The organism is Rhizobium sp. N324, from assembly GCF_001664485.1.
GTDB lineage: Bacteria > Pseudomonadota > Alphaproteobacteria > Rhizobiales > Rhizobiaceae > Rhizobium.
In genome coordinates this window covers 1,710,964-1,730,689 of record NZ_CP013630.1, presented here as the reverse complement: position 1 = coordinate 1,730,689, position 19,726 = coordinate 1,710,964, and the positions used below count along the sequence as shown (strand labels likewise).

Genomic DNA, 19,726 nt, shown 5'->3' with positions numbered 1-19,726 from the left:
GTCAGTTTAGGGTTCCACACCGCGAAGCGGTCAAAGACTGCATTTCGCAGGCATAGGCCGACTGGTCTTTCTGCATAAATACGACGAATTTGCTGCCATTCGGAATGGCGGCCTTGATCTGATAGCCCTTGGACAAAAGCTCGCCCATGGACGTTTTCGCCGCCGGCGGCGTCACTTCCTTATGACCCAGCGGCGTGCCGAGCGTGTCGGTCTCCTGGGCCGAAACCCCGGATGCCGCAAGAAGGAGTGCGACGGCAAGCGGCAGAGGCTGCATCAGCGGTCCACCTCGCCGAAGACGATGTCGAGCGAGCCGAGCACGGCTGCGACGTCGGCAAGCTGGTGGCCGCGGCACATGAAATCCATCGCCTGCAGATGCGCATAACCGGGCGCGCGGATCTTGCAGCGATACGGCTTGTTGGAGCCGTCGGAGACCAGATAGACGCCGAACTCGCCCTTCGGTGCTTCGACGGCGGCGTAAACCTCGCCGGCCGGAACGTGGTAGCCTTCGGTATAGAGCTTGAAGTGGTGGATCAGCGCTTCCATCGAGCGCTTCATCTCGCCGCGCTTCGGCGGCACGACCTTGCCGTCGATCGACGAGAAGGGACCGGTCTTGGCATCCGACAGCAGCCGGTTGACGCATTGCTTCATGATGCGGACCGATTCGCGCATCTCGATCATGCGGATCAGGTAGCGGTCGTAATTGTCGCCGTTCTTGCCAATCGGAATGTCGAATTCGAGATCGGAATAACATTCGTAAGGCTGGGAGCGGCGCAGATCCCAGGCAGCGCCCGAACCGCGCACCATGACGCCGGAGAAGCCCCAGGCCCAGCAATCCTTCAGCGAGACGACGCCGATATCGACGTTGCGCTGCTTGAAGATGCGGTTGCCGGTCAACAGATTGTCGATGTCGTCGAGCGCCTTCAGGAAGGGATCGCACCAGTCGCCGATATCCTGGACGAGCTGTTCCGGCAGGTCCTGATGGACGCCGCCGGGACGCACGTAAGCGGCGTGCATGCGCGAACCACTGGCGCGCTCATAGAATACCATCAGCTTTTCACGCTCTTCGAAGCCCCAGAGCGGCGGCGTCAGCGCGCCGACGTCCATCGCCTGCGTCGTGACGTTCAGGAGATGCGAGAGGATACGGCCGATTTCCGAATAGAGAACGCGGATCAGCTGACCGCGAATCGGGATGCCGATGCCGAGCAGCTTTTCCACCGCCAGTGCATAGGCATGCTCCTGGTTCATCGGCGCGACGTAATCGAGCCGATCGAAATAGGGCACGGCCTGAAGATAGGTCTTGGTCTCGATCAGCTTCTCGGTGCCGCGGTGTAAGAGGCCGATATGCGGATCAACCCGCTCCACAATTTCGCCGTCAAGCTCCAGGACAAGACGAAGAACGCCATGCGCCGCCGGATGCTGCGGTCCGAAATTGATGTTGAAGTTGCGGACGTTATGTTCGGTCATTTGCAAGCGCTCCGCTATTGCAGGCATTAGCCAGTGGGCAATAGGCAATAGTATCGTTTTTAGTTCGCACGTTCGTTCTGTCCATCCTGCAGGCGGCGAATGAGCGACCGCAGCATCTTTGCTACTTCGGTGATCAAGGAAAGCGCCAACTGGGTCTGCGACACCGTAGCCATTCCTACTCGCCCCGAGAGTATCAAATGCGTCTCCAATTCCTTCAGGGATCCTTGGGCGATTTTCAAATGGTGCACATACGCACCTGTTGATTCTCGTCCGTAACCTTCCGCTATGTTTGCCGCGATGGACGCTGCTGAACGTCTTACCTGGGACGTAAGGCCATAAATTTCCTCTTTTGGAAATTCCTTGGTCAGGCCGTAACATTCAACCGCAAGATCCATAGAGCGCTGCCACACCGTAAGGTCCTGATAGGAATTAATCGCCGTTGCCATTCTCCGTTATTACTGCTGCCTGCTGGCTTCTGCCTAATGCCTAAAGCTACTGCTTCGCCTTCTCATCCCCCGGCAACACATACTCCGTCCCCTCCCAGGGCGACATGAAGTCGAAGTTGCGGAACTCCTGTTTGAGTTCGACCGGCTCGTAGACGACGCGTTTTGCGGCGTCGTCGTAGCGGACTTCGACGAAACCTGTCGTCGGGAAGTCCTTGCGCAGCGGGTGGCCTTCGAAGCCGTAGTCGGTCAGGATGCGGCGCAGGTCCGGATGACCGGTGAAAAGCACGCCGTACATGTCCCAGGTTTCGCGCTCGAACCAGTCGGCGCCGGGATGGACGGCGCAGGCCGAGGGAACCGGCGTATCTTCGTCGGTTGCGACCTTGACGCGGATGCGCACATTCTGCTTCGGCGACAACAGGTGATAGACGACGTCGAAACGCAGCTCGCGCTGCGGCCAGTCGACGCCGCAAATATCGATCAGGTTGACGAAACCGCATTTGGCGTCGTCACGCAGGAAGGTCAAAAGCGCGATCAGGTTTTCACCCGTCGTCGTCAGCGTCAACTCGCCATACTTCATCTGCGATGCGGCGATCAGATTGCCGCGCGCTTCGCCAAGGTAAGACGCAAGCTCAGTCAGGGCTTCACTCATATGCCTTGTCCTTAACCCTTAGCGTTCGATCGTGCCGGTGCGCCGGATCTTCTTCTGCAGCAGAAGCACGCCGTAGAGCAGCGCCTCTGCCGTGGGGGGACAGCCCGGCACGTAGATATCGATCGGCACGATGCGGTCGCAGCCACGCACCACAGAATAGGAATAGTGGTAGTAACCGCCGCCATTGGCGCAGGAGCCCATCGAGATGACGTAGCGCGGCTCAGGCATCTGGTCGTAGACCTTGCGGAGCGCGGGCGCCATCTTGTTGGTCAGCGTGCCGGCGACGATCATCACGTCGGACTGGCGCGGCGAGGCGCGAGGCGCAAAGCCGAAGCGCTCGACGTCATAACGCGGCATTGACAGCTGCATCATTTCGACAGCGCAGCAGGCGAGACCGAAGGTCATCCACATCAGCGAGCCGGTACGGGCCCAGTTGATCAGCTCGTCGGTCGAGGTGACGAGGAAACCCTTGTCGGCAAGCTCATTGTTGATCTCACCGAAAAATGCATCGTTGCTGCCGATCGGCTTGCCTGTGGAGGGATCGATGATCCCCTTCGGCTGCTGGGCGACGAGCGGCTGATTGCTCACAGGGGTCACTCCCATTCCAGGGCTCCCTTTTTCCATTCATAGATAAAGCCGATGGTCAGCACGAAGAGGAAGACCATCATGGACCAGAAGCCGAACCAGCCGATGGCGCCGAAGGAGACGGCCCAAGGGAAGAGGAAGGCGACTTCGAGGTCGAAGATGATGAAGAGGATCGACACGAGGTAGAAGCGGATGTCGAACTTCATGCGGGCGTCATCGAAAGCGTTGAAGCCGCATTCGTAAGCCGAGAGCTTTTCCGAATCGGGCGCTTTGAAAGCGACGGCGAACGGCGCAATGAGCAGCGCCAGGCCGATAACGAGCGCGATAGCGATGAAGATAGCGATCGGAATATAGGAACTGAGCAGTTCAGTCATCATGTTCATCCCTGCTTGCCGGAGGCGCCAGGCGGCGCATTTGGGCAAATGCCCGGCAAGCGAACGTGCGTTGCAACAAAGCCGTGGTTAGCGCAGCCGAAGCCCCGGCGCAAGAGATTTACAGAGGCAATTCGACGCGTCGCGCGCGGACATTATCAAGCAGATGCAACGATGTCGCGACAAATCCGCGCAAGCTGCCTGAAGCTGCATGTCTGACCAACGGAAACTGCATGGCTTTGAGAAGAAATGGCGCGAGTGACGGGGCTCGAACCCGCGACCTCCGGCGTGACAGGCCGGCACTCTAACCGACTGAGCTACACCCGCGCATTGATTGGCCATTTGCGGCCGCAGGGATGAAGAAAACCGGACGAACGACAAATCACATTTGCGTTCTAAAGACTTGAAATGGCGCGAGTGACGGGGCTCGAACCCGCGACCTCCGGCGTGACAGGCCGGCACTCTAACCAACTGAGCTACACCCGCAATTCATTTCAAGCAGTCCGGATGCCTTCGCACCCTCACCAAAACGGCTGCCCGTTTCGATGAGCGGCTAACTACGGGGTTCGCCATTTAGTGTCAAGCAGGTTTGGAGACAAAACCATGACAGTCGTTGAATTGTTTCGGCAAGGCCCATGCGGGGAGAATGAAAATCGGCAATTCCGTTGTCCGCATCGACACCGACACCCGTTCGAAGCCGCCGGCGCAGTCGAAGCCGACATGCCCCCTCCCCTTTATCCACAGCCTGGCTGCGCCCGACCGGCATCGGCAGGAGCGAGACCGCCGCCAAAAAAATCAAAAAATCTTCACAAACACTCTTGCGGTTTTGCCGCGATCCGCATAGATCACGGCCACCAACGCGGCAGGCCGATCCGGCTTCGCTCGCGATGGGCGATTAGCTCAGTTGGTAGAGCGCCTCGTTTACACCGAGGATGTCGGGAGTTCGAGTCTCTCATCGCCCACCATTTTCCCTAGAATGTCAGATATCTTGGCGGCATAAACGGCCCACAGGCCCGCCGACGCTGCTTGCCACTATGTACGATCCCAAACGACCCATTGATCCCAGTGGAACGCCCGCCAGATGCGGCGCGCTGCCTGACATCTGATTCCATCAAACGGACTACTCCCGACCGCCGCGGCCACCTCCTATTGGGCGAATGGATGGGGGCCGGCAAAAATGGGAATATTCGCGGCCCGGAAAGTCTCCGCTCTGACGGCTTACGACACCTGGAGGTGTTCCATGAGGACTCTCTGCTCCGCTTTGACGCTGTGCATCGCAATCGCCCTTTGCACGCCAAACGCCATCTATGTCAGCCTGCCCGGATACGCATTCAAGACGAATCCGCAGTGCCAGCGCCACGAACCAAAGACGAAGTTTGACAGGCGGTGCGACTGGCCGAGAGTGGGCTTCAAGGACTTTACGCCCCCGCTGGTGACCGTGCTTGGGATCTGACGACCGTCTCAGCGTCTTTGCGAATCATCGTGATCCAGTCCGGCTTGCCAGCCCGACGGGATCCATCGCTTGACTGCGACGGAGTTTCTGATCGTGGCCAAGGGCCTTCGCCCTGAACTCCCCACCAGACTCTATATAGCCCTTCGGAATCCCGAAATTGGTTGCGGCATTGAAATCATTGCGTGATTTTTTCTGTCGACCGCTCGCAAAACGCTGCGGATTTCGGAATCCCGAAGCGGGGAATTTCGGGATTCCGAAGTGGCGTTCTAAAGCGCGTCGCGATCTTTCAGATTCGCTCCTCGCGCTTTAGCTCTTTGTTTTACGCATGTCGTTGCCGCAAAACCGCTGCACACTTTTGCGCGACATGCTTTAGAATCGTAACAGCCGGGCTCATCGCCGACCATTCACCCCTTCGCCAGTTCTTTATCCACCGCCGAGACCAGCCGCGAATCATCGGCCGTCACGTCGGGCGCGAATCGGGCGGCGATTTTGCCGTCGCGGCCGATCAGGAATTTTTCGAAGTTCCAGAGGATATCGTCCTCGTCGCCACCCGATATGCCATGGGATTTCAGGCGTTCGCGCATCGGGCCCTCGCCTGTGGTCTTCACGCCGGATTTGGTCAGTTGCCGGTAGAGCGGGTGCTGGGTCTCGCCCTTGACCGAAATCTTCGAGAAAATCGGGAAGGTGACGTCGTAGGTGCTGGTGCAGAAGTCGAGGATCTCGGCGTCGGTGCCTGGTTCCTGGCCCTTGAAATCATTGGCGGGGAAAGCGGCGACGACGAAGCCGCGCTCGCGCTTTTCCCCATAGAGCTTTTCCAGCCCTTCGTATTGCGGCGTGAGTCCGCATTTCGAGGCGACGTTGACGATCAACAGCACCCTGCCCTTGTATTCGTTGAGCGTGGTCTCACGACCGTCCACTGACTTGACAGGGATATCCAGCACGTTGCCCGTCACGGGAGCCTCCAATTTTGGTCGGAACATATCCGCCAAACTTAGCGATATCGCCACCGTTGTCATCAGCGTCTGGATCAACTCGGCGTCAACAAGAGCCGGCGCAGGCTTGCGGCCGGCGCCGGACTCAGGCACTCAGGCGGGGGATGTTTCCTTCACGTCGTCGAGCAGGAAGTGCACGACGAGATAATCGGTCTTGTAATGGCGGCCGCTGTCGGACACGGATTCGATGCTGCCGCCGTCCTTCGGGTGCCAGGCGTGGTAATGGGGGTTGGTGGTGATCAGAGTGATGGCCTTGCCTTCCAGGGCTTCCTCACCCAGCCGGAATCGCATCTCCGCCAGCGGCCAGATCCGCTCGTAATCCGCCATGCTGATGCGCGCCTTCAGTGCCTTGCGGTGCAGCGGCGCTTCGCCGGCCTCGGCGGGCGCTTCCAACATCACCTCCTCGGCTCCGTTGATGATGGCGTTGAACTCTTCAGGCCACATGCGTCTCATGAAATCGCTCCTCCCGAGGCTCTCGTCAGTCCACAGGTGAAACTTAGCGATTTGTTCGAAAGAAGCAAATTCCCGTCATGTGGTTGTCATCGAGGGCCGCTGCTCCTACGTTCCCCGCAGACCGCATCAGGGCCGTCAGACGCCCGCAATCCCGAGATCAGAGATGAAGACACGTGAAGACAGGCAGGCGCTCCGGGCAAGCATGCCGCGCACCTCCCTCAGCGCCCATCATATGGAAAACGCCCGCCTGCTGCCCGATCGCGGCGAGTTGCTCTACCGCATCCCGAACGGCGGCATCGGCGTCGAGGTCGGTGCGGCCTTCGGCGAATATACGGCGGAGATCCTGGAAAAGAATCGCCCGGCGCAGCTCTACCTCATCGACCCCTGGTCGATGGATCGCTACAGCTCCGGCCTCGATTCGATCCACACGACGTTCGCGGCCGAGATCGAGGCAGGCCGGCTGCATCTGATGCAAGGCACGTCGCTGGAGAAGCTCGCCGAATTCGCGGACGATTTCCTCGACTGGGCCTATATCGATACCGATCATTCCTTCGAGCTCACCTGGCAGGAACTGCTGCTCTGCGAAAAGAAGGTGAAGCGGACGGGGCGCATTGCCGGGCATGATTTCTGCACCGGCAACACGGTCAAGCCGATCGTCTATGGCGTCGTCGAGGCGGTCACCAAATTCTGCAGGGATTACGGCTGGCAATTCGAGTTCCTGACGGTCGAATCACACGCGCATTTTTCCTATTGCCTGAAGCGGCTCTGATCAGCTTTTGCCGGAATATTGCGCGTCGCTGACCTGCTCCATCCAATCGACATGCCTGCCGTCCAGTGCTTCGTGGATGGCGATGTGCGTCATCGCCGTATCCGGGGCGGCGCCGTGCCAATGTTTTTCGCCCGGCGAAAACCACACCGTGTCGCCGGCGCGGATCTCGCTGATCTCACCGCCCCAGCTCTGGACGAGACCCCTGCCAGAGGTGACGATCAGCGTCTGGCCGAGCGGATGCGTGTGCCAGGCGGTGCGGGCGCCGGGTTCGAAGGTGACGGAGGTTGCCCGCATCCGGGCCGGTTCGGGCGTCTCCATCAGGGGGGCCTGGCGAACGGCGCCGGTGAAATAGTCGGCCGGCGGCGTCATCGAGGGGCGAGAGCCGGCGGGTTTGATCTCCATGATCTTTTCCTTTTCTATTCCATTGCGGTTGAAGCCTTACCGCGCTCCACGATATTTCAACGGGATGACCGATCAAGGCCGGATCGGCAATTGTCGCACAGTTCCCCGCCTGCTAGGCCAGTGTCTTTCATTACTTACGAAGGATTTTTCTCATGAAACACCATGCTTTCGGCCGCATGCCCTTTACCGTCACCAGTGTCGGCTTCGGCGCCTGGCAGATCGGCGGCTCCTGGGGCGATATCAGCGAGGCGGACGGCCGCGCGGCGCTGAATGCCGCGCTCGATGCCGGCATGACCTTCATCGATACGGCTGACGTTTATGGCGACGGCCGCTCGGAAAAGATCATCGCCGACGTGCTGAAGGCGCGCGGCGGCGAACGGCCGATGGTCGCCACCAAGGCGGGCCGCCGGCTCAACCCGCATGTTGCCGAAGGTTATACCAAGGCGAACCTCGAAGGCTTCATCGACCGCAGCCTTGCGAATCTTGCCGTCGACAGCCTCGACCTCGTGCAGCTTCACTGCCCGCCGCGCGAGGTGTTTTATCAGCCGGAGGTCTTCGAAAGTCTGGATGCGCTGCAGAAGGCCGGCAAGATCAAGGGTTACGGCGTCAGCGTCGAAAAGGTCGAGGACGGGCTGAAGGCGATCGAATATCCAGGCGTCGTCAGCATCCAGATCATCTACAACATCTTCCGCCAGCGCCCGGACCACCTGTTCTTCCAGGAAGCGCGCCGCAGGAACGTGGCGATCATCGCCCGCGTGCCGCTGGCCAGCGGCATTCTCTCCGGCAAGATTACCGGGGAGACCCACTTTGCCAGCGACGACCACCGCAACTTCAACCGCCACGGCGAAGCCTTCGATGTCGGCGAGACCTTTGCCGGCGTGCCCTTCGAGGTCGGCCTGCAGGCGGTGGAAGAGGTGCGCAGGCTCGTGCCCGCAGGCGCCACCATGGCGGCCTTCGCGCTGCGCTGGATCCTGATGACCGACGCCGTCACCGTCGTCATCCCCGGTGCCCGCAATGGCGAGCAGGCCAGAGCCAACGCGGCCGCCGCCGATCTGGCGCCGCTTGCGGCCGATGTCATGGCGGCAACGCGCGAGATCTACGAGCGGCTGATCGCGCCGCATGTGCATCAGCGTTGGTAGGGTGCGGCTGCTTGTTTTTGAGGGTTGTGGCACGACGGAGAGCCGCCCCTCATCCGCCTGCCGGCACCTTCTCCCCGTAAACGGGGCGAAGGGGATATGCCGCGACCTCTCGGTTCCCCTCCTACCTCTCGCAAGGCACGTCCCCTCTCCCCGTTTTCACGGGGAGAGGGTTAGGGTGAGGGGCTTTTCCCCCTCTATCGCGTCTCAGTTCGTGGCGCTCAGCTCCACCGTGAAGAACAGCGTCTCGCCTGAGGAGTCGCTGACGCCGTCATTGTCGGTGACGGCGTAGGGCTTGCCTGAGGCGTCGAAGGTGAAGCCTTCGAGCTTGTCGAGCACGTAACCGTTGGTCGCGCTCTTGAGTTCGCCGAGGAAGTCGTGGGCTTCGGTCTTCTTGACCACCGGCAGTTCGCCGCCGAGCTTGGCGGGCTTCAGCTCCGAGATCGCCACCTTGTAGAGCTTTTTCAGCTTCGCGGCATCGCCGACGAGGTTGTCGCGCTCGATGATGTAGACGCTGTCGCCTTGCGCCGAAATCTCCGACAGGCCGACCCAGCCGCTTTCCGTCTTGTCGAGCGGATAGCGCACGGCGCCCCATTCCTTCTTCTTCGGATTGTAGGAGACGAGCTTGACGAAGCCCTTCTCGTCGTCACCCCACTCGCGCTGAACCGCCATCCAGAGCGTGGTGTCGTCGCCGGTGCCGATAATGGTCACACCTTCGAAGCCGTAGCGGATTTCGTTGGCGGCAAGCTCCTTCGGCAGGGCGATCTCGGCCTTGATGTCGCCCTTGGCGTTGACGTTGTAGAGGGCGTGCGGGACGAGGCGCTCGCTGTAGCCTTCCGAGGCCAGCCAGAACGAGCCGTCGGCAGCCACTGCGATGCCTTCGATGTCGAGCTTCTGGGCCGGGGCGCCGTCACGCTTGACGATCAGAGCGTCGGTGATGACGGCCGGCTTCTTGCTGGCATCGATCGTGTAGATCGTCGGCTGCGCGCCGAGAACGCTGTCGCTGACGGCATAGAGCATGCCTGGCTTGCCCGGCACGGCGGCAAGGCCCGAAAGGGCTGCAAAACCGATCGGATTGCCGTCTTTGTCAGCAGAGACGATCTGCGGATAGGCTTTCTCGCCTTCCGAGCGCTGGTAGATCATCACATGCGAGCGTGCGCCGCCATCCTTGCCGAGGTCCAGTTCGTTGGCGGTGGCAAAAAGATTGCGCTGGGGAATGGCGATCCCGCCTTCCGGCGAAATGCCCGACGGCAGCAGTTGCACGAGTTCGGGATCGGCACCAGTATCCTTATAGACGCCGACGACCGAGGCGCGCTCGGCAAGCAGGAAAAAATACTGCTCATCGCCGAATTTTGCCGCTTCGAGGCCTTCCGGCTCGACTCCCTTCGATCCCGAACGGCTTTCCGGATAATGGCCGATATGGACGACGGCGCGTTCGAAGGATGCGCCCGATTCGTAGAGAAGCTTGCCCGTCTTGTCGAAGATGGTGAAACCGCGCGAACCGCCCTGATAGTCGCCTTCATTGGCGACGACGAGGCGGTTGTCGTCCAGCCATTTCACGGCGTCGGGCTCGCGCGGCACGCCCTTCAATTCGCCGGTGAATTTCAGGGCGCCGTCCCGCTTGGTGTCGATGCCGGTGAGATCGACGCTGCCGGCGGAGAAATGCGTTTTCACCTGAGCCGTATTGGCGTCGATGATGACGATCTCGTTGTTTTCCTGCAGCGTCAGGGCGATCTCGTTCAGGCCGTTGAAGGCGACGAATTCCGGCTCCGGATCCTCAGGGGCGACACCGGCGAGACCGGTCAGTGCCACGTGCTTGATGGTGCCGCAATCGACGGCGCCGTTCTTCAGCTGGAAGACGACGAGATCGCCGGCCGGCATCTGCGGGATCTTGCCGTCATTGACCTCTTCGTCGCGTTCGTTTTCGATCGCGATGGCGCCGAGCGTTTTGTCCTTGTTGAGCGCGATCGAATCCGGCTGGCCGCCGAGATCGCAGCTGTTTTCGATCTTCTTCGTCGCCACGTCGACGATCGCCAGACGGCCCGAGGGCTTGGCCTTGCTTTCGGAGGTGTTGACGGCGACCAGGGCCTTGCCGGCGCTCGAGGTGACCGATGTCGGCTCGCCGTCCATCATCAGCGCGCCGCCTGATTTCGGGGCCTTGGCATCGGTGATGTCGATGAAGCCGATCGCGCCGAGCGGGCTGTCGCTATAGATCAGCGTGTTGCCGTCATCGGTCGCGGTGATGATTTCGGCAGAGGTCGGCGAAAGCTTGTCCTTGTCATCAGGCAGGTTCTGCGCGACCGGGAAGGACGCGATGCGGTTGAAGACCGGCTCGGCGGCGGCCGGGAAGGCAACGGATGTGAAAAGCACGGCAGCAAGCGCTGCCTTGCGCGATAAAATTGTCATGAAAATCCCCCATGTGTCGAATAGTCGAAACATGGGTTTTCTGCGGGACTGCCATGACAGAGGCATGACAGCCCCGGCCATTTTACGCGCTTTGCGTCAGGCCGCCCTTTTCCCGGCGCATCTCGTTGCGCATGATGAAAAGCGACGCGGCAAGAATGAGGGCGGCTCCGAGCCAAAGGTAACCAGCCGGCGCATAACCGAAGAACAGCCAGCCTGCCAGCACATTCAGCGGCAGCTTCAGATCGTCGAAGGGCTGCACATAGGCGGCGTCGGCACTGGCATAGGCGAGCGTCAGCAGATATTGCGCCACGACCGTCAGCAGGCCGGCCAGCAGGAAGAGAGCAAGTGCGGTGCCTGTCGGCACGGCGAAGCCCGCCGCCAGCGCCAGGCCGCCGTTGATCGGCGTCAGCAGCACCAGCAGCCAGACGGTGATCGTCTCGGGCTTTTCGATGCCGGTCAGGCTCTTGGTGATCAGCGAGGAGGCGCCCCAGAGCAGCGCCGAGAGCACCGGCAGCAGGGCTGCCCAGGTGAAGCTGTCGGACCATGGCTGCAGGATGATCATCGCGCCGGCAAAGCCGACACCGGTCGCCGCCCACCGGGCTGGACCGACACGTTCACCGAGGAACAGGCGGGCGCCGAGAATGATGAAGAAGGGCGAGGTCATGACGAGGGCGATCGCCTGCCAGATCGGCACCGACGCAAGGCCGGAAATCCAGGCCTCGACGCCGAGCGCGGCAAAGATCACGCGCACGAGATGCCGCCAGGGATATTCGGTGCGCATTGCCGAAAGGCCTGATTTGCGCAGGAAGGGCAAGGAGAACAGAAAGGCGAAGGCATATTGCCAGAAGGCCGCGGAGGCCGGGGGAAAGGCGAGCTTCATCGTCAGCCACTGGGTGACGACGTTGAGGAGCGAGAAGACCACGCCTCCAAGCACCATGAAAGCTGCGCCGGCAAGGGCGCGCGACTGCGAGACTGCAAGGGATTTCTGATTCATGTCTTTCATCCGAAATCAGGGACCAACATAAATCAGGACGCAACGAGCGACAGCACGCTGACGCTGGCAGTCCCCTGCCCCGCACGCGGCCATGCTCATCCTCTTCCATCCGGACTTTGACCGTCGGCTCCGGAATCGCACCGGATCTGCTGACCCCTCCCAAGCGTCGGCTTGGGAAAGCGCTCGCGGGCTCGGGCCGCAGCCCTTACCGCCGGTGGGGAGTTTCACCCCGCCCTGAGAACAGCTCTGTCGTAGAACAAAGGGCCGCATGCGGCAAGCGGCGAAAGCGAAAGGGGTCCGGCAAAGCCGAACCCCTTCCAAATCCTGCGCAGCCGGTCTCGTTTACGGCTGGCGGATAATCTCAGATCAGCCGTTGACGGCGTCCTTCAGGCCCTTGCCGGGCGTGAACTTCGGCACGTTGCGAGCCGGAATGTCGACTTCAGCGCCCGTCGACGGGTTGCGGCCCTTCGATGCGGCACGATGAGAAACGGTGAAGCTGCCGAACCCAGCGAGGCGGATGTCGCCCTTGTTCTTGAGTTCACCCTGGACAACGTCAAAAACCGCGTCAACAGCGGAAGCCGCGTCAGACTTCGTCAGTCCTGCCTTTTCGGCGACTGCGGACACGAGTTCATTCTTGTTCATGTTTCCACCCCTTTCTAAATGGTACGAAACGACTCAAAAGTAAGCTAGGCGCAGAATAGGTTTCATCAGGCCCGCCGGGAACCCAAAAGCCCTGCAAATCAAGGAAAAGCAAGCGTCTCCATGACGTTTTCACAAAAAAGGCTGGCGTTTTCGCCAGCCTTTTTCCGTCTTTTCAGCCAATGGGGCCTAAATGTGGCCAAGGCCACTCAATGCGCTATGGTCGCGCCCGTCTCATCAAGGCCTTCGACCGAGGTGATGACCGGCGTTTCCACCGTGCCGTCCCATTCGATCGGCTCCGGCCGCCGGATCAGCGCATGCTTGATCACCTCGCCCATGCGGGATACCGGGATGATCTCCATGCTGTTCTTCACGTTATCCGGAATCTCTGCCAGGTCCTTGGCGTTTTCCTCCGGAATCAGCACCTTCTTGATGCCGCCGCGAAGCGCTGCGAGCAGCTTTTCCTTGAGACCGCCGATCGGCAGCACACGGCCGCGAAGGGTGATTTCACCGGTCATGGCCACGTGCCTGTTCACCGGGATGCCGGTCATGATCGAGACGATCGCGGTCGCCATGGCGACGCCGGCCGAGGGGCCGTCCTTCGGTGTCGCGCCTTCCGGCACGTGCACGTGGATGTCGCTCTTGTCGAAGCGCGGCGGCTCGATGCCGAAATCGACAGCGCGCGAGCGGACATAGGAAGCCGCTGCCGAAATCGATTCCTTCATGACTTCCTTCAGATTGCCGGTAACCGTCATGCGGCCCTTGCCCGGCATCATCACGCCTTCGATGGTCAGCAGTTCGCCGCCGACTTCGGTCCAGGCCAGACCGGTGACAACGCCGACCTGATCCTCGCCCTCGGCTTCGCCATGGCGGAAGCGCGGAACGCCCAGATAGTCGGAGATGTTGGCAGCCGTCACATGCACGGACTTCGTCTTGCCCTTGATGATCTCGGTCACCGCCTTACGAGCGAGCTTCATCAGTTCGCGTTCGAAACTGCGCACACCGGCTTCACGGGTGTACTGCTGGCTGATCGCCATCAGGGCGTCGTCGCTGACCGAGAACTCTTCCGGCTGCAACGCATGTTCCTTGATGGCCTTCGGCAGCAGATGCCGCTTGGCGATCTCGCGCTTTTCATCTTCGGTATAGCCGGCGATACGGATGATCTCCATGCGGTCCATCAGTGGCGCCGGGATGTTCAGCGTATTCGCCGTCGTGATGAACATCACGTCCGACAAATCGTATTCGACTTCCAGGTAGTGGTCCATGAAGGTCGAGTTCTGCGCCGGATCGAGCACCTCGAGCAACGCCGAAGACGGATCACCGCGATAGTCCTGGCCGAGCTTGTCGATCTCGTCGAGCAGGAAGAGCGGGTTGGACTTCTTGGCCTTCTTCATCGACTGGATGACCTTGCCGGGCATCGAGCCGATATAGGTGCGGCGGTGACCACGGATTTCGGCTTCGTCACGAACGCCGCCCAGCGCCATGCGGACATACTCGCGGCCGGTCGCCTTGGCGATCGACTGGGCGAGCGAGGTCTTGCCGACGCCCGGAGGGCCGACGAGGCACAGGATCGGACCCTTGATCTTGGTGGCGCGGGCCTGCACGGCCAGATATTCGACAATGCGCTCCTTGACCTTGTCGAGACCGAAGTGATCGGCTTCGAGGATCTTCTCGGCATTGTTGAGATCGGCCTTGATCTTCGACTTCTTGCCCCAGGGAATGCCGAGCAGCCAATCCAGATAATTGCGCACGACGGTGGCCTCGGCCGACATCGGGCTCATCTGACGCAGCTTCTTCAGCTCGGCATCGGCCTTTTCACGGGCCTCCTTGGAGAGCTTGGTCTTGGCGATGCGCTCTTCCAGTTCGCTCATCTCGTCGCGGCCTTCCTCGCCGTCGCCGAGTTCCTTCTGGATCGCCTTCATCTGTTCGTTCAGGTAATATTCGCGCTGGGTCTTTTCCATCTGGCGCTTGACACGCGAACGGATGCGCTTCTCGACCTGCAGAACCGAGATCTCGCCTTCCATGAAACCGAGGGCCTTTTCCAAGCGAGCCTTGACGCTGGTGGTTTCCAGCATCTCCTGCTTCTCGGTGATCTTGATCGACAGATGCGAAGCGACCGTATCGGCGAGCTTGGAATAGTCGTCGATCTGGCTGGCAGCGCCGACCACTTCAGGCGAAATCTTCTTGTTGAGCTTCACATAGCTCTCGAATTCGGAGACGACCGAACGCGACAAGGCTTCCAGTTCGACCGGATCGTCATGCGGCTCCTCAAGCACGTGGCCGAGCGCCTCATAGAAATCCTCGCGGCTGGTATAGGTGTCGATCTCGGCGCGGGCGCGGCCTTCGACCAGAACCTTGACGGTGCCGTCGGGCAGCTTCAGGAGCTGCAATACGTTCGCCACGGTGCCGACCTTGTGGATCGCGGAGGGATCCGGATCGTCGTCACTGGCGTTGATCTGCGTCACGAGCATGATCTGCTTGTCGGAACCCATGACCTCTTCGAGCGCACGGATCGACTTTTCCCGTCCGACGAACAGCGGCACGATCATATGCGGGAAAACCACGATGTCGCGCAAAGGCAGAACAGGGTAGGCAGTGCTGCTCGCTACAGACGTTTTCTTCGTCATTTTTAAGTCCTTTCCATCGTCCCGTTACCGGGCTCTCTGCGCGGCCGCTTGGGACCGGCCGGCACTCTCACTTGGGTCTACAAGTGGAGGTTCTGACTACGCTTTTCAAGCCACGCTAACGCCCGCGTTCCCCGGATGTGACAGCTTTGTTACAACGGAACGCCAACACTATGAAGCGCGTGGCTGGACCGGCGCTTACCACTTCCGACCGGCTAAAATACAAGCACCGGCAATAGGCTACGGAATCACGGCATCATTGCCAAGCACTCTTTACTTGCGCAACATCGGCCCCTTCGCAACGTCGGCTAAGTCAATTCCGGTTCCCACCGGCAAAATACTAACAGTGCCTCGGATGGTTTTTCAAATAGAAAGGGGCCTGCCGATGGCAAGCCCCCAAAATAATCGTGCGAAAGCGCAAAGGTTACGCCGAAGCGTTGGCCTTTTCTTCCTGACGATCGGCATAGATGTAAAGCGGGCGGGACGAACCGCGCACCACTTCCTCGGAGATGACGACTTCGCGCACGCCTTCCAGCGTCGGCAGTTCGAACATCGTGTCGAGCAGGATCTTCTCCATGATCGAGCGAAGGCCGCGGGCGCCGGTCTTGCGGACGATCGCCTTGCGGGCGATTTCCCGCAGCGCATCCTCGTGGAAGGTCAGTTCCACGTCTTCCATCTCGAACAGGCGCTGATACTGCTTGATCAGCGCGTTCTTCGGCTCGGACAGGATCTGGATCAGCGCATCCTCATCGAGATCCTCGAGCGTCGCCAGAACCGGCAGACGGCCGATGAATTCGGGGATGAGGCCGAACTTGACCAGGTCTTCCGGCTCCAGCTCGCGCAGGACTTCGCCGACGCGGCGGTCGTCCTGGGCCTTGACAGTGGCGCCGAAGCCAATCGACGTCTTCTCGCCACGGGCGGAGATGATCTTGTCGAGACCGGCGAAGGCACCGCCGCAGATGAACAGGATGTTGGTCGTGTCGACCTGCAGGAATTCCTGCTGCGGGTGCTTGCGGCCGCCCTGCGGCGGAACGGAAGCGACCGTGCCTTCCATGATCTTCAGCAGCGCCTGCTGCACGCCCTCGCCCGAGACGTCGCGGGTGATCGACGGATTGTCGGACTTGCGCGAAATCTTGTCGACTTCGTCGATGTAGACGATGCCGCGCTGCGCGCGCTCGACATTGTAGTCGGCCGACTGCAGGAGCTTCAGGATGATGTTTTCGACATCCTCGCCGACATAGCCGGCTTCGGTCAGCGTCGTCGCATCGGCCATGGTGAAGGGAACGTCGATGATGCGGGCGAGCGTCTGGGCAAGATAGGTCTTGCCGCAGCCGGTCGGGCCGACCAGCATGATGTTCGACTTCGCCAGCTCGACTTCGCCGTTCTTGGAGGCGTGCGCCAGGCGCTTGTAATGATTGTGAACGGCGACCGACAGGATCTTCTTCGCCTGCCGCTGGCCGATGACATATTCGTCGAGGACCTTGATGATGTCCTGGGGCGTCGGTACGCCGTCGCGGGACTTGACCATCGAGGACTTGTTCTCCTCGCGGATGATGTCCATGCACAATTCGACGCATTCATCGCAGATGAAGACGGTCGGTCCGGCAATCAGTTTCCGGACTTCGTGCTGGCTCTTTCCGCAGAACGAACAATAGAGTGTGTTCTTGGAGTCGCCGCCGTTGCTGCCGCTGACCTTGCTCATATCACTTTCCTTCCAGCACGCCGCATTTCAAGGCGAAATCGCGGTCCACTCAATCAGCTCCTGGCGGCACTCCGTCACCGGAGCCTTTGCCGAGAAGGGCTTCAGGGGGTACGAACCGGGCCCAATCATGTCCGGGTTCCGGTGGCAACGAATTCCCCTTCGAATGCCGATGCTATGTCATAAAAATTCAACATAGCATTAATAGCTACTATTAGCGTCTTCGTCGCCAGTTGAAAGCCTTGTTCGATCACAAATGAGATAGAACTGTGGCGACGAAAACACCATCCCAATTAATTACTAGGCCTGTTCGCCTTCCATTTCGAGACGCGACGTCAGAACCTTGTCGATCACGCCCCAGCCCTGGGCTTCGTCCGCATCCATGAAATGGTCACGATCGAGCGTCTTTTCAACTTCCTCGTAGGTGCGGCCGGTGTGCTTGACATAGACCTCGTTCAGGCGGCGCTTCATCTTGAGGATGTCGCGGGCGTGGCGCTCGATGTCCGAAGCCTGCCCCTGGAAGCCGCCCGAGGGCTGATGCACCATGATGCGGGAATTCGGCGTGGCGAAGCGCATATCCTTGTGGCCGGCGGCCAGCAGCAGCGAGCCCATGGAGGCGGCCTGGCCGATGCAGAGCGTCGAAACCGCCGGCTTGATGAACTGCATCGTGTCGTAGATCGCCATGCCGGCAGTGACGACACCGCCCGGCGAATTGATGTAGAGGGCGATTTCCTTCTTGGGGTTTTCGGCCTCGAGGAAGAGAAGCTGGGCGCAGACGAGCGTTGCCATATGGTCTTCGACGGCACCGGTCAGGAAGATGATGCGCTCCTTCAACAGGCGGGAATAGATGTCGTAGGAGCGTTCACCGCGGTTGGTCTGTTCCACGACCATCGGCACGAGGGCCATTGCGGTATCGACTGGGTTTCTCATGTGCGTCCTTTGTCAACGTCTCGCCGGCCGGCGCCGGGAATCAAAGAAAATGTCTTATCCCTACATAGAGTGTCCCGGCCCTCCTCTTCAAGACACGCATGCGGATAACGTTAAGAAGCCGGGGCAAGACGGCCTTAGCTGGTAGCCTCTTTCCAACAAGCGGCTGTTAACGGCGAGCCCATGGCACCGCCCTCCCCGACTTTTCTCCGCGACAGGATGAAGGAATGCTTACTCCATTCGAGAGTGCTCACACACGTTTACCCTAGGGAAAGCCTACCGGCAGATATCGGCGTAAAATCATGCCGCAGCGCAGCAGCATTAAGGAAGTGGCGAACTTCCTCGGCAAGGATGCACGCCAACAAATCGGGCCGACTGATCAGGCCGACGGGCAAGGGGTTGCTGCCGTGTTCAATATCGCTACAGGTCTCGCCATCTGGTGTTCCGAGGCCATGACGCTCGCTTTGGTGCTGTTCGTCGCCTGGCGCCACAATGTCAGGAACGAGGCTTATCTCTATTGGGGCATCGGCTTCCTTCTGACCGGCATCGGCTTTGCGATGATCGCGCTGCGTGGGCAAGTGCCCAGCCTGCTGTCCATCGAGATCGGCAATGCCGTCGCTCTGCTCGGCCAGAGCGCCTGGGTGGCGGGCTTTCTGGCGCTCGACCGCAAGAAGATCGAATGGTGGGCGCTGCTGCCGCCGGCGATCTGGCTGGCCGGGGTCTTCCTGCCCTGGGTCAACAGCGACTATTCAAACCGCGTCGTGCTCTACAATCTCGCTTCGGCAACGGGGGCGACGGCGCTGGCGCTCGCGGTTGCCGCCGGCGACATGCGCCGTGAGCGTACCCGCGTCAAGCTGATGGGCGTCTTCGTCATCCAGGGCTGCCTGTGCTTCGGCTCGGCGCTGACGATGGCGCTGACGCTGCCGAGCGATATCGAGGCAACCAATCTCGGCGGCGCCTCGGCCATGGCAAGCGCCTTCCTGCTCACCATCGCCTTCGCCTTCACCTGCCGGCTGATCATGGAGCGCTCCGAACGGCACCTGCGCGCCCTCACCCTGACCGATTCGCTGACCGGCGTGCTTAACCGCCGCGGCCTCATCGGTTATTTCGACGCCATCCAGGAAAAAGCCCATGACGAGCAGCGCCAGGTCGCGGTGATGCTCTTCGATCTCGACCATTTCAAGCGCGTCAACGACCGTTTCGGCCACCAGTCCGGCGACGCCGTGCTGATCGCATTCGCGCGCATGGCCCGCCAGTATATTCCGAACAGCATCTTCGGCCGCATGGGCGGCGAGGAATTCGCAGCCTTCGCCGCGGTCACCGACCAGACCGAAGCCGAGGCGATCGCCGAAGCGATCCGCACCGAATTCTGCCGCCTGCCCGTCAGCACCGGCGAAGCGATCGTCCCGGCCACCGTCAGCATCGGCATCGCGCTTGCCTCCTCGATCGAAGCCAATATCGACAAGCTGATCTCGGCCGCCGACCGGGCGCTCTACGCGGCGAAGGGCGCCGGCCGCAACTGCACCGTCACTTTCGGCGAAGCCGAGGCGGCATCCCCGGCACCGGCGACGCCGAGCACCACCGCCGGCGAACTCGTGCCGACGGTCGACGACCAGGTCGAGGCACTGCGGCGCATGGGCACGCTGTCGCGGGCCGGCTAACCGGAAAACGGGAATCAATCCCCGGGGTTAGGCACGGATTTTAATGTGATCGGCGC

General features: G+C 60.7%; 19 protein-coding genes, 3 tRNA genes and 1 riboswitch. Of the genes, 5 read left to right on the top strand and 17 right to left on the bottom strand.

The genetic code is table 11. The annotated features are described in order from the left end of the window. Position 1 precedes the first annotated feature (1 nt). From AMK05_RS08305 to AMK05_RS08270, 8 genes are all read right to left on the bottom strand, one after another. Positions 2–274, bottom strand: coding sequence for a hypothetical protein (locus AMK05_RS08305; protein ID WP_064838065.1), 273 nt, complete (start codon positions 272–274; stop codon positions 2–4). Continuing rightward, entirely contained in the window at positions 274–1,464 is a 1,191-nt protein-coding gene (locus AMK05_RS08300; protein ID WP_064838064.1) for an NADH-quinone oxidoreductase subunit D, read from the bottom strand. The genes AMK05_RS08305 and AMK05_RS08300 overlap by 1 nt, the downstream gene beginning before the upstream one ends. Before the next feature lie 59 nt (positions 1,465–1,523). Then, positions 1,524–1,910: a four helix bundle protein gene (locus AMK05_RS08295; protein WP_064838063.1), complete on the bottom strand. Its 387-nt coding sequence runs from the start codon at positions 1,908–1,910 to the stop codon at positions 1,524–1,526. Positions 1,911–1,956: 46 nt separating this feature from the next. Further along, on the bottom strand, positions 1,957–2,559 hold the full coding sequence (locus AMK05_RS08290; protein ID WP_003587282.1) for an NADH-quinone oxidoreductase subunit C: 603 nt from the start codon (positions 2,557–2,559) through the stop codon (positions 1,957–1,959). 18 nt (positions 2,560–2,577) lie between these two features. Beyond that, positions 2,578–3,162, bottom strand: coding sequence for a NuoB/complex I 20 kDa subunit family protein (locus AMK05_RS08285; protein ID WP_003573916.1), 585 nt, complete (start codon positions 3,160–3,162; stop codon positions 2,578–2,580). Then, positions 3,153–3,518, bottom strand: coding sequence for an NADH-quinone oxidoreductase subunit A (locus AMK05_RS08280; protein WP_007626195.1), 366 nt, complete (start codon positions 3,516–3,518; stop codon positions 3,153–3,155). The genes AMK05_RS08285 and AMK05_RS08280 overlap by 10 nt, the downstream gene beginning before the upstream one ends. Before the next feature lie 247 nt (positions 3,519–3,765). Beyond that, positions 3,766–3,842, bottom strand: a tRNA-Asp gene (locus tag AMK05_RS08275). An 82-nt stretch (positions 3,843–3,924) separates the two neighbouring features. Continuing rightward, a tRNA-Asp gene (locus tag AMK05_RS08270) sits at positions 3,925–4,001 on the bottom strand. 403 nt (positions 4,002–4,404) lie between these two features. Here AMK05_RS08270 and AMK05_RS08260 point away from each other — a divergent pair. Then, positions 4,405–4,480, top strand: a tRNA-Val gene (locus tag AMK05_RS08260). A 275-nt stretch (positions 4,481–4,755) separates the two neighbouring features. Beyond that, a complete protein-coding gene (locus tag AMK05_RS36085) occupies positions 4,756–4,968 on the top strand; it encodes a hypothetical protein (RefSeq protein WP_064841314.1) in 213 nt (70 codons plus the stop codon). Between the two features lie 404 nt (positions 4,969–5,372). Here the strand turns inward: AMK05_RS36085 and AMK05_RS08250 are convergent, their stop codons facing one another. Continuing rightward, the gene (locus AMK05_RS08250; protein WP_064841313.1) at positions 5,373–5,921 is read right to left on the bottom strand and encodes a glutathione peroxidase; all 549 of its coding nucleotides are present in this window, start codon (positions 5,919–5,921) and stop codon (positions 5,373–5,375) included. A gap of 132 nt (positions 5,922–6,053) precedes the next feature. Next, complete coding sequence (locus AMK05_RS08245) at positions 6,054–6,413, bottom strand: hypothetical protein (protein ID WP_064838061.1); 360 nt, start codon at positions 6,411–6,413, stop codon at positions 6,054–6,056. A gap of 163 nt (positions 6,414–6,576) precedes the next feature. Here AMK05_RS08245 and AMK05_RS08240 point away from each other — a divergent pair, with 163 nt between their 5' ends. Then, positions 6,577–7,182, top strand: a complete 606-nt coding sequence (locus AMK05_RS08240; protein WP_064838060.1) for a class I SAM-dependent methyltransferase — start codon at positions 6,577–6,579, stop codon at positions 7,180–7,182. Here AMK05_RS08240 and AMK05_RS08235 read toward each other — a convergent pair whose 3' ends face one another. Continuing rightward, positions 7,183–7,584, bottom strand: coding sequence for a (R)-mandelonitrile lyase (locus tag AMK05_RS08235; RefSeq protein WP_064838059.1), 402 nt, complete (start codon positions 7,582–7,584; stop codon positions 7,183–7,185). Between the two features lie 152 nt (positions 7,585–7,736). Between AMK05_RS08235 and AMK05_RS08230 the strand changes: the two genes are divergently transcribed. Next, complete coding sequence (locus AMK05_RS08230; RefSeq protein ID WP_064838058.1) at positions 7,737–8,723, top strand: aldo/keto reductase; 987 nt, start codon at positions 7,737–7,739, stop codon at positions 8,721–8,723. Positions 8,724–8,927: 204 nt separating this feature from the next. On the opposite strand, the gene AMK05_RS08225 is transcribed toward AMK05_RS08230, so the two are convergent. From AMK05_RS08225 to clpP, 6 genes are all read right to left on the bottom strand, one after another. Next, positions 8,928–11,126 (bottom strand): esterase-like activity of phytase family protein, encoded by a 2,199-nt coding sequence (locus AMK05_RS08225; RefSeq protein ID WP_064841312.1) that lies wholly within the window; start codon positions 11,124–11,126, stop codon positions 8,928–8,930. A gap of 82 nt (positions 11,127–11,208) precedes the next feature. Continuing rightward, on the bottom strand, positions 11,209–12,129 hold the full coding sequence (locus AMK05_RS08220; protein ID WP_442966256.1) for a DMT family transporter: 921 nt from the start codon (positions 12,127–12,129) through the stop codon (positions 11,209–11,211). 84 nt (positions 12,130–12,213) lie between these two features. Beyond that, a riboswitch (FMN riboswitch) is annotated at positions 12,214–12,366 on the bottom strand. A 120-nt stretch (positions 12,367–12,486) separates the two neighbouring features. After that, entirely contained in the window at positions 12,487–12,762 is a 276-nt protein-coding gene (gene hupB, locus AMK05_RS08215) for a DNA-binding protein HupB (RefSeq protein WP_003573937.1), read from the bottom strand. A gap of 206 nt (positions 12,763–12,968) precedes the next feature. Then, positions 12,969–15,386, bottom strand: a complete 2,418-nt coding sequence (gene lon, locus AMK05_RS08210) for an endopeptidase La (protein ID WP_012557323.1) — start codon at positions 15,384–15,386, stop codon at positions 12,969–12,971. Between the two features lie 421 nt (positions 15,387–15,807). Further along, complete coding sequence (gene clpX / locus AMK05_RS08205) at positions 15,808–17,085, bottom strand: ATP-dependent Clp protease ATP-binding subunit ClpX (RefSeq protein ID WP_064838056.1); 1,278 nt, start codon at positions 17,083–17,085, stop codon at positions 15,808–15,810. A 297-nt stretch (positions 17,086–17,382) separates the two neighbouring features. Beyond that, the gene (gene clpP, locus AMK05_RS08200; protein ID WP_003573944.1) at positions 17,383–18,012 is read right to left on the bottom strand and encodes an ATP-dependent Clp endopeptidase proteolytic subunit ClpP; all 630 of its coding nucleotides are present in this window, start codon (positions 18,010–18,012) and stop codon (positions 17,383–17,385) included. 404 nt (positions 18,013–18,416) lie between these two features. Between clpP and AMK05_RS08195 the strand changes: the two genes are divergently transcribed. Then, the gene (locus AMK05_RS08195) at positions 18,417–19,670 is read left to right on the top strand and encodes a GGDEF domain-containing protein (protein WP_064841311.1); all 1,254 of its coding nucleotides are present in this window, start codon (positions 18,417–18,419) and stop codon (positions 19,668–19,670) included. Positions 19,671–19,726 lie beyond the last annotated feature (56 nt).

Excerpts from the sequence above, each read along its gene's own strand:
- clpP (WP_003573944.1), bottom strand. The coding sequence starts at position 18,012 with ATGAGAAACCCAGTCGATACCGCAATGGCCCTCGTGCCGATGGTCGTG.
- hupB (WP_003573937.1), bottom strand. The coding sequence starts at position 12,762 with ATGAACAAGAATGAACTCGTGTCCGCAGTCGCCGAAAAGGCAGGACTG.
- AMK05_RS08290 (WP_003587282.1), bottom strand. The coding sequence starts at position 2,559 with ATGAGTGAAGCCCTGACTGAGCTTGCGTCTTACCTTGGCGAAGCGCGC.
- clpX (WP_064838056.1), bottom strand. The coding sequence starts at position 17,085 with ATGAGCAAGGTCAGCGGCAGCAACGGCGGCGACTCCAAGAACACACTC.
- AMK05_RS36085 (WP_064841314.1), top strand. The coding sequence starts at position 4,756 with ATGAGGACTCTCTGCTCCGCTTTGACGCTGTGCATCGCAATCGCCCTT.
- lon (WP_012557323.1), bottom strand. The coding sequence starts at position 15,386 with ATGACGAAGAAAACGTCTGTAGCGAGCAGCACTGCCTACCCTGTTCTG.
- AMK05_RS08305 (WP_064838065.1), bottom strand. The coding sequence starts at position 274 with ATGCAGCCTCTGCCGCTTGCCGTCGCACTCCTTCTTGCGGCATCCGGG.
- AMK05_RS08240 (WP_064838060.1), top strand. The coding sequence starts at position 6,577 with ATGAAGACACGTGAAGACAGGCAGGCGCTCCGGGCAAGCATGCCGCGC.
- AMK05_RS08220 (WP_442966256.1), bottom strand. The coding sequence starts at position 12,129 with ATGAAAGACATGAATCAGAAATCCCTTGCAGTCTCGCAGTCGCGCGCC.
- AMK05_RS08280 (WP_007626195.1), bottom strand. The coding sequence starts at position 3,518 with ATGACTGAACTGCTCAGTTCCTATATTCCGATCGCTATCTTCATCGCT.
- AMK05_RS08285 (WP_003573916.1), bottom strand. The coding sequence starts at position 3,162 with ATGGGAGTGACCCCTGTGAGCAATCAGCCGCTCGTCGCCCAGCAGCCG.
- AMK05_RS08295 (WP_064838063.1), bottom strand. The coding sequence starts at position 1,910 with ATGGCAACGGCGATTAATTCCTATCAGGACCTTACGGTGTGGCAGCGC.
- AMK05_RS08235 (WP_064838059.1), bottom strand. The coding sequence starts at position 7,584 with ATGGAGATCAAACCCGCCGGCTCTCGCCCCTCGATGACGCCGCCGGCC.
- AMK05_RS08300 (WP_064838064.1), bottom strand. The coding sequence starts at position 1,464 with ATGACCGAACATAACGTCCGCAACTTCAACATCAATTTCGGACCGCAG.
- AMK05_RS08245 (WP_064838061.1), bottom strand. The coding sequence starts at position 6,413 with ATGAGACGCATGTGGCCTGAAGAGTTCAACGCCATCATCAACGGAGCC.
- AMK05_RS08230 (WP_064838058.1), top strand. The coding sequence starts at position 7,737 with ATGAAACACCATGCTTTCGGCCGCATGCCCTTTACCGTCACCAGTGTC.
- AMK05_RS08225 (WP_064841312.1), bottom strand. The coding sequence starts at position 11,126 with ATGACAATTTTATCGCGCAAGGCAGCGCTTGCTGCCGTGCTTTTCACA.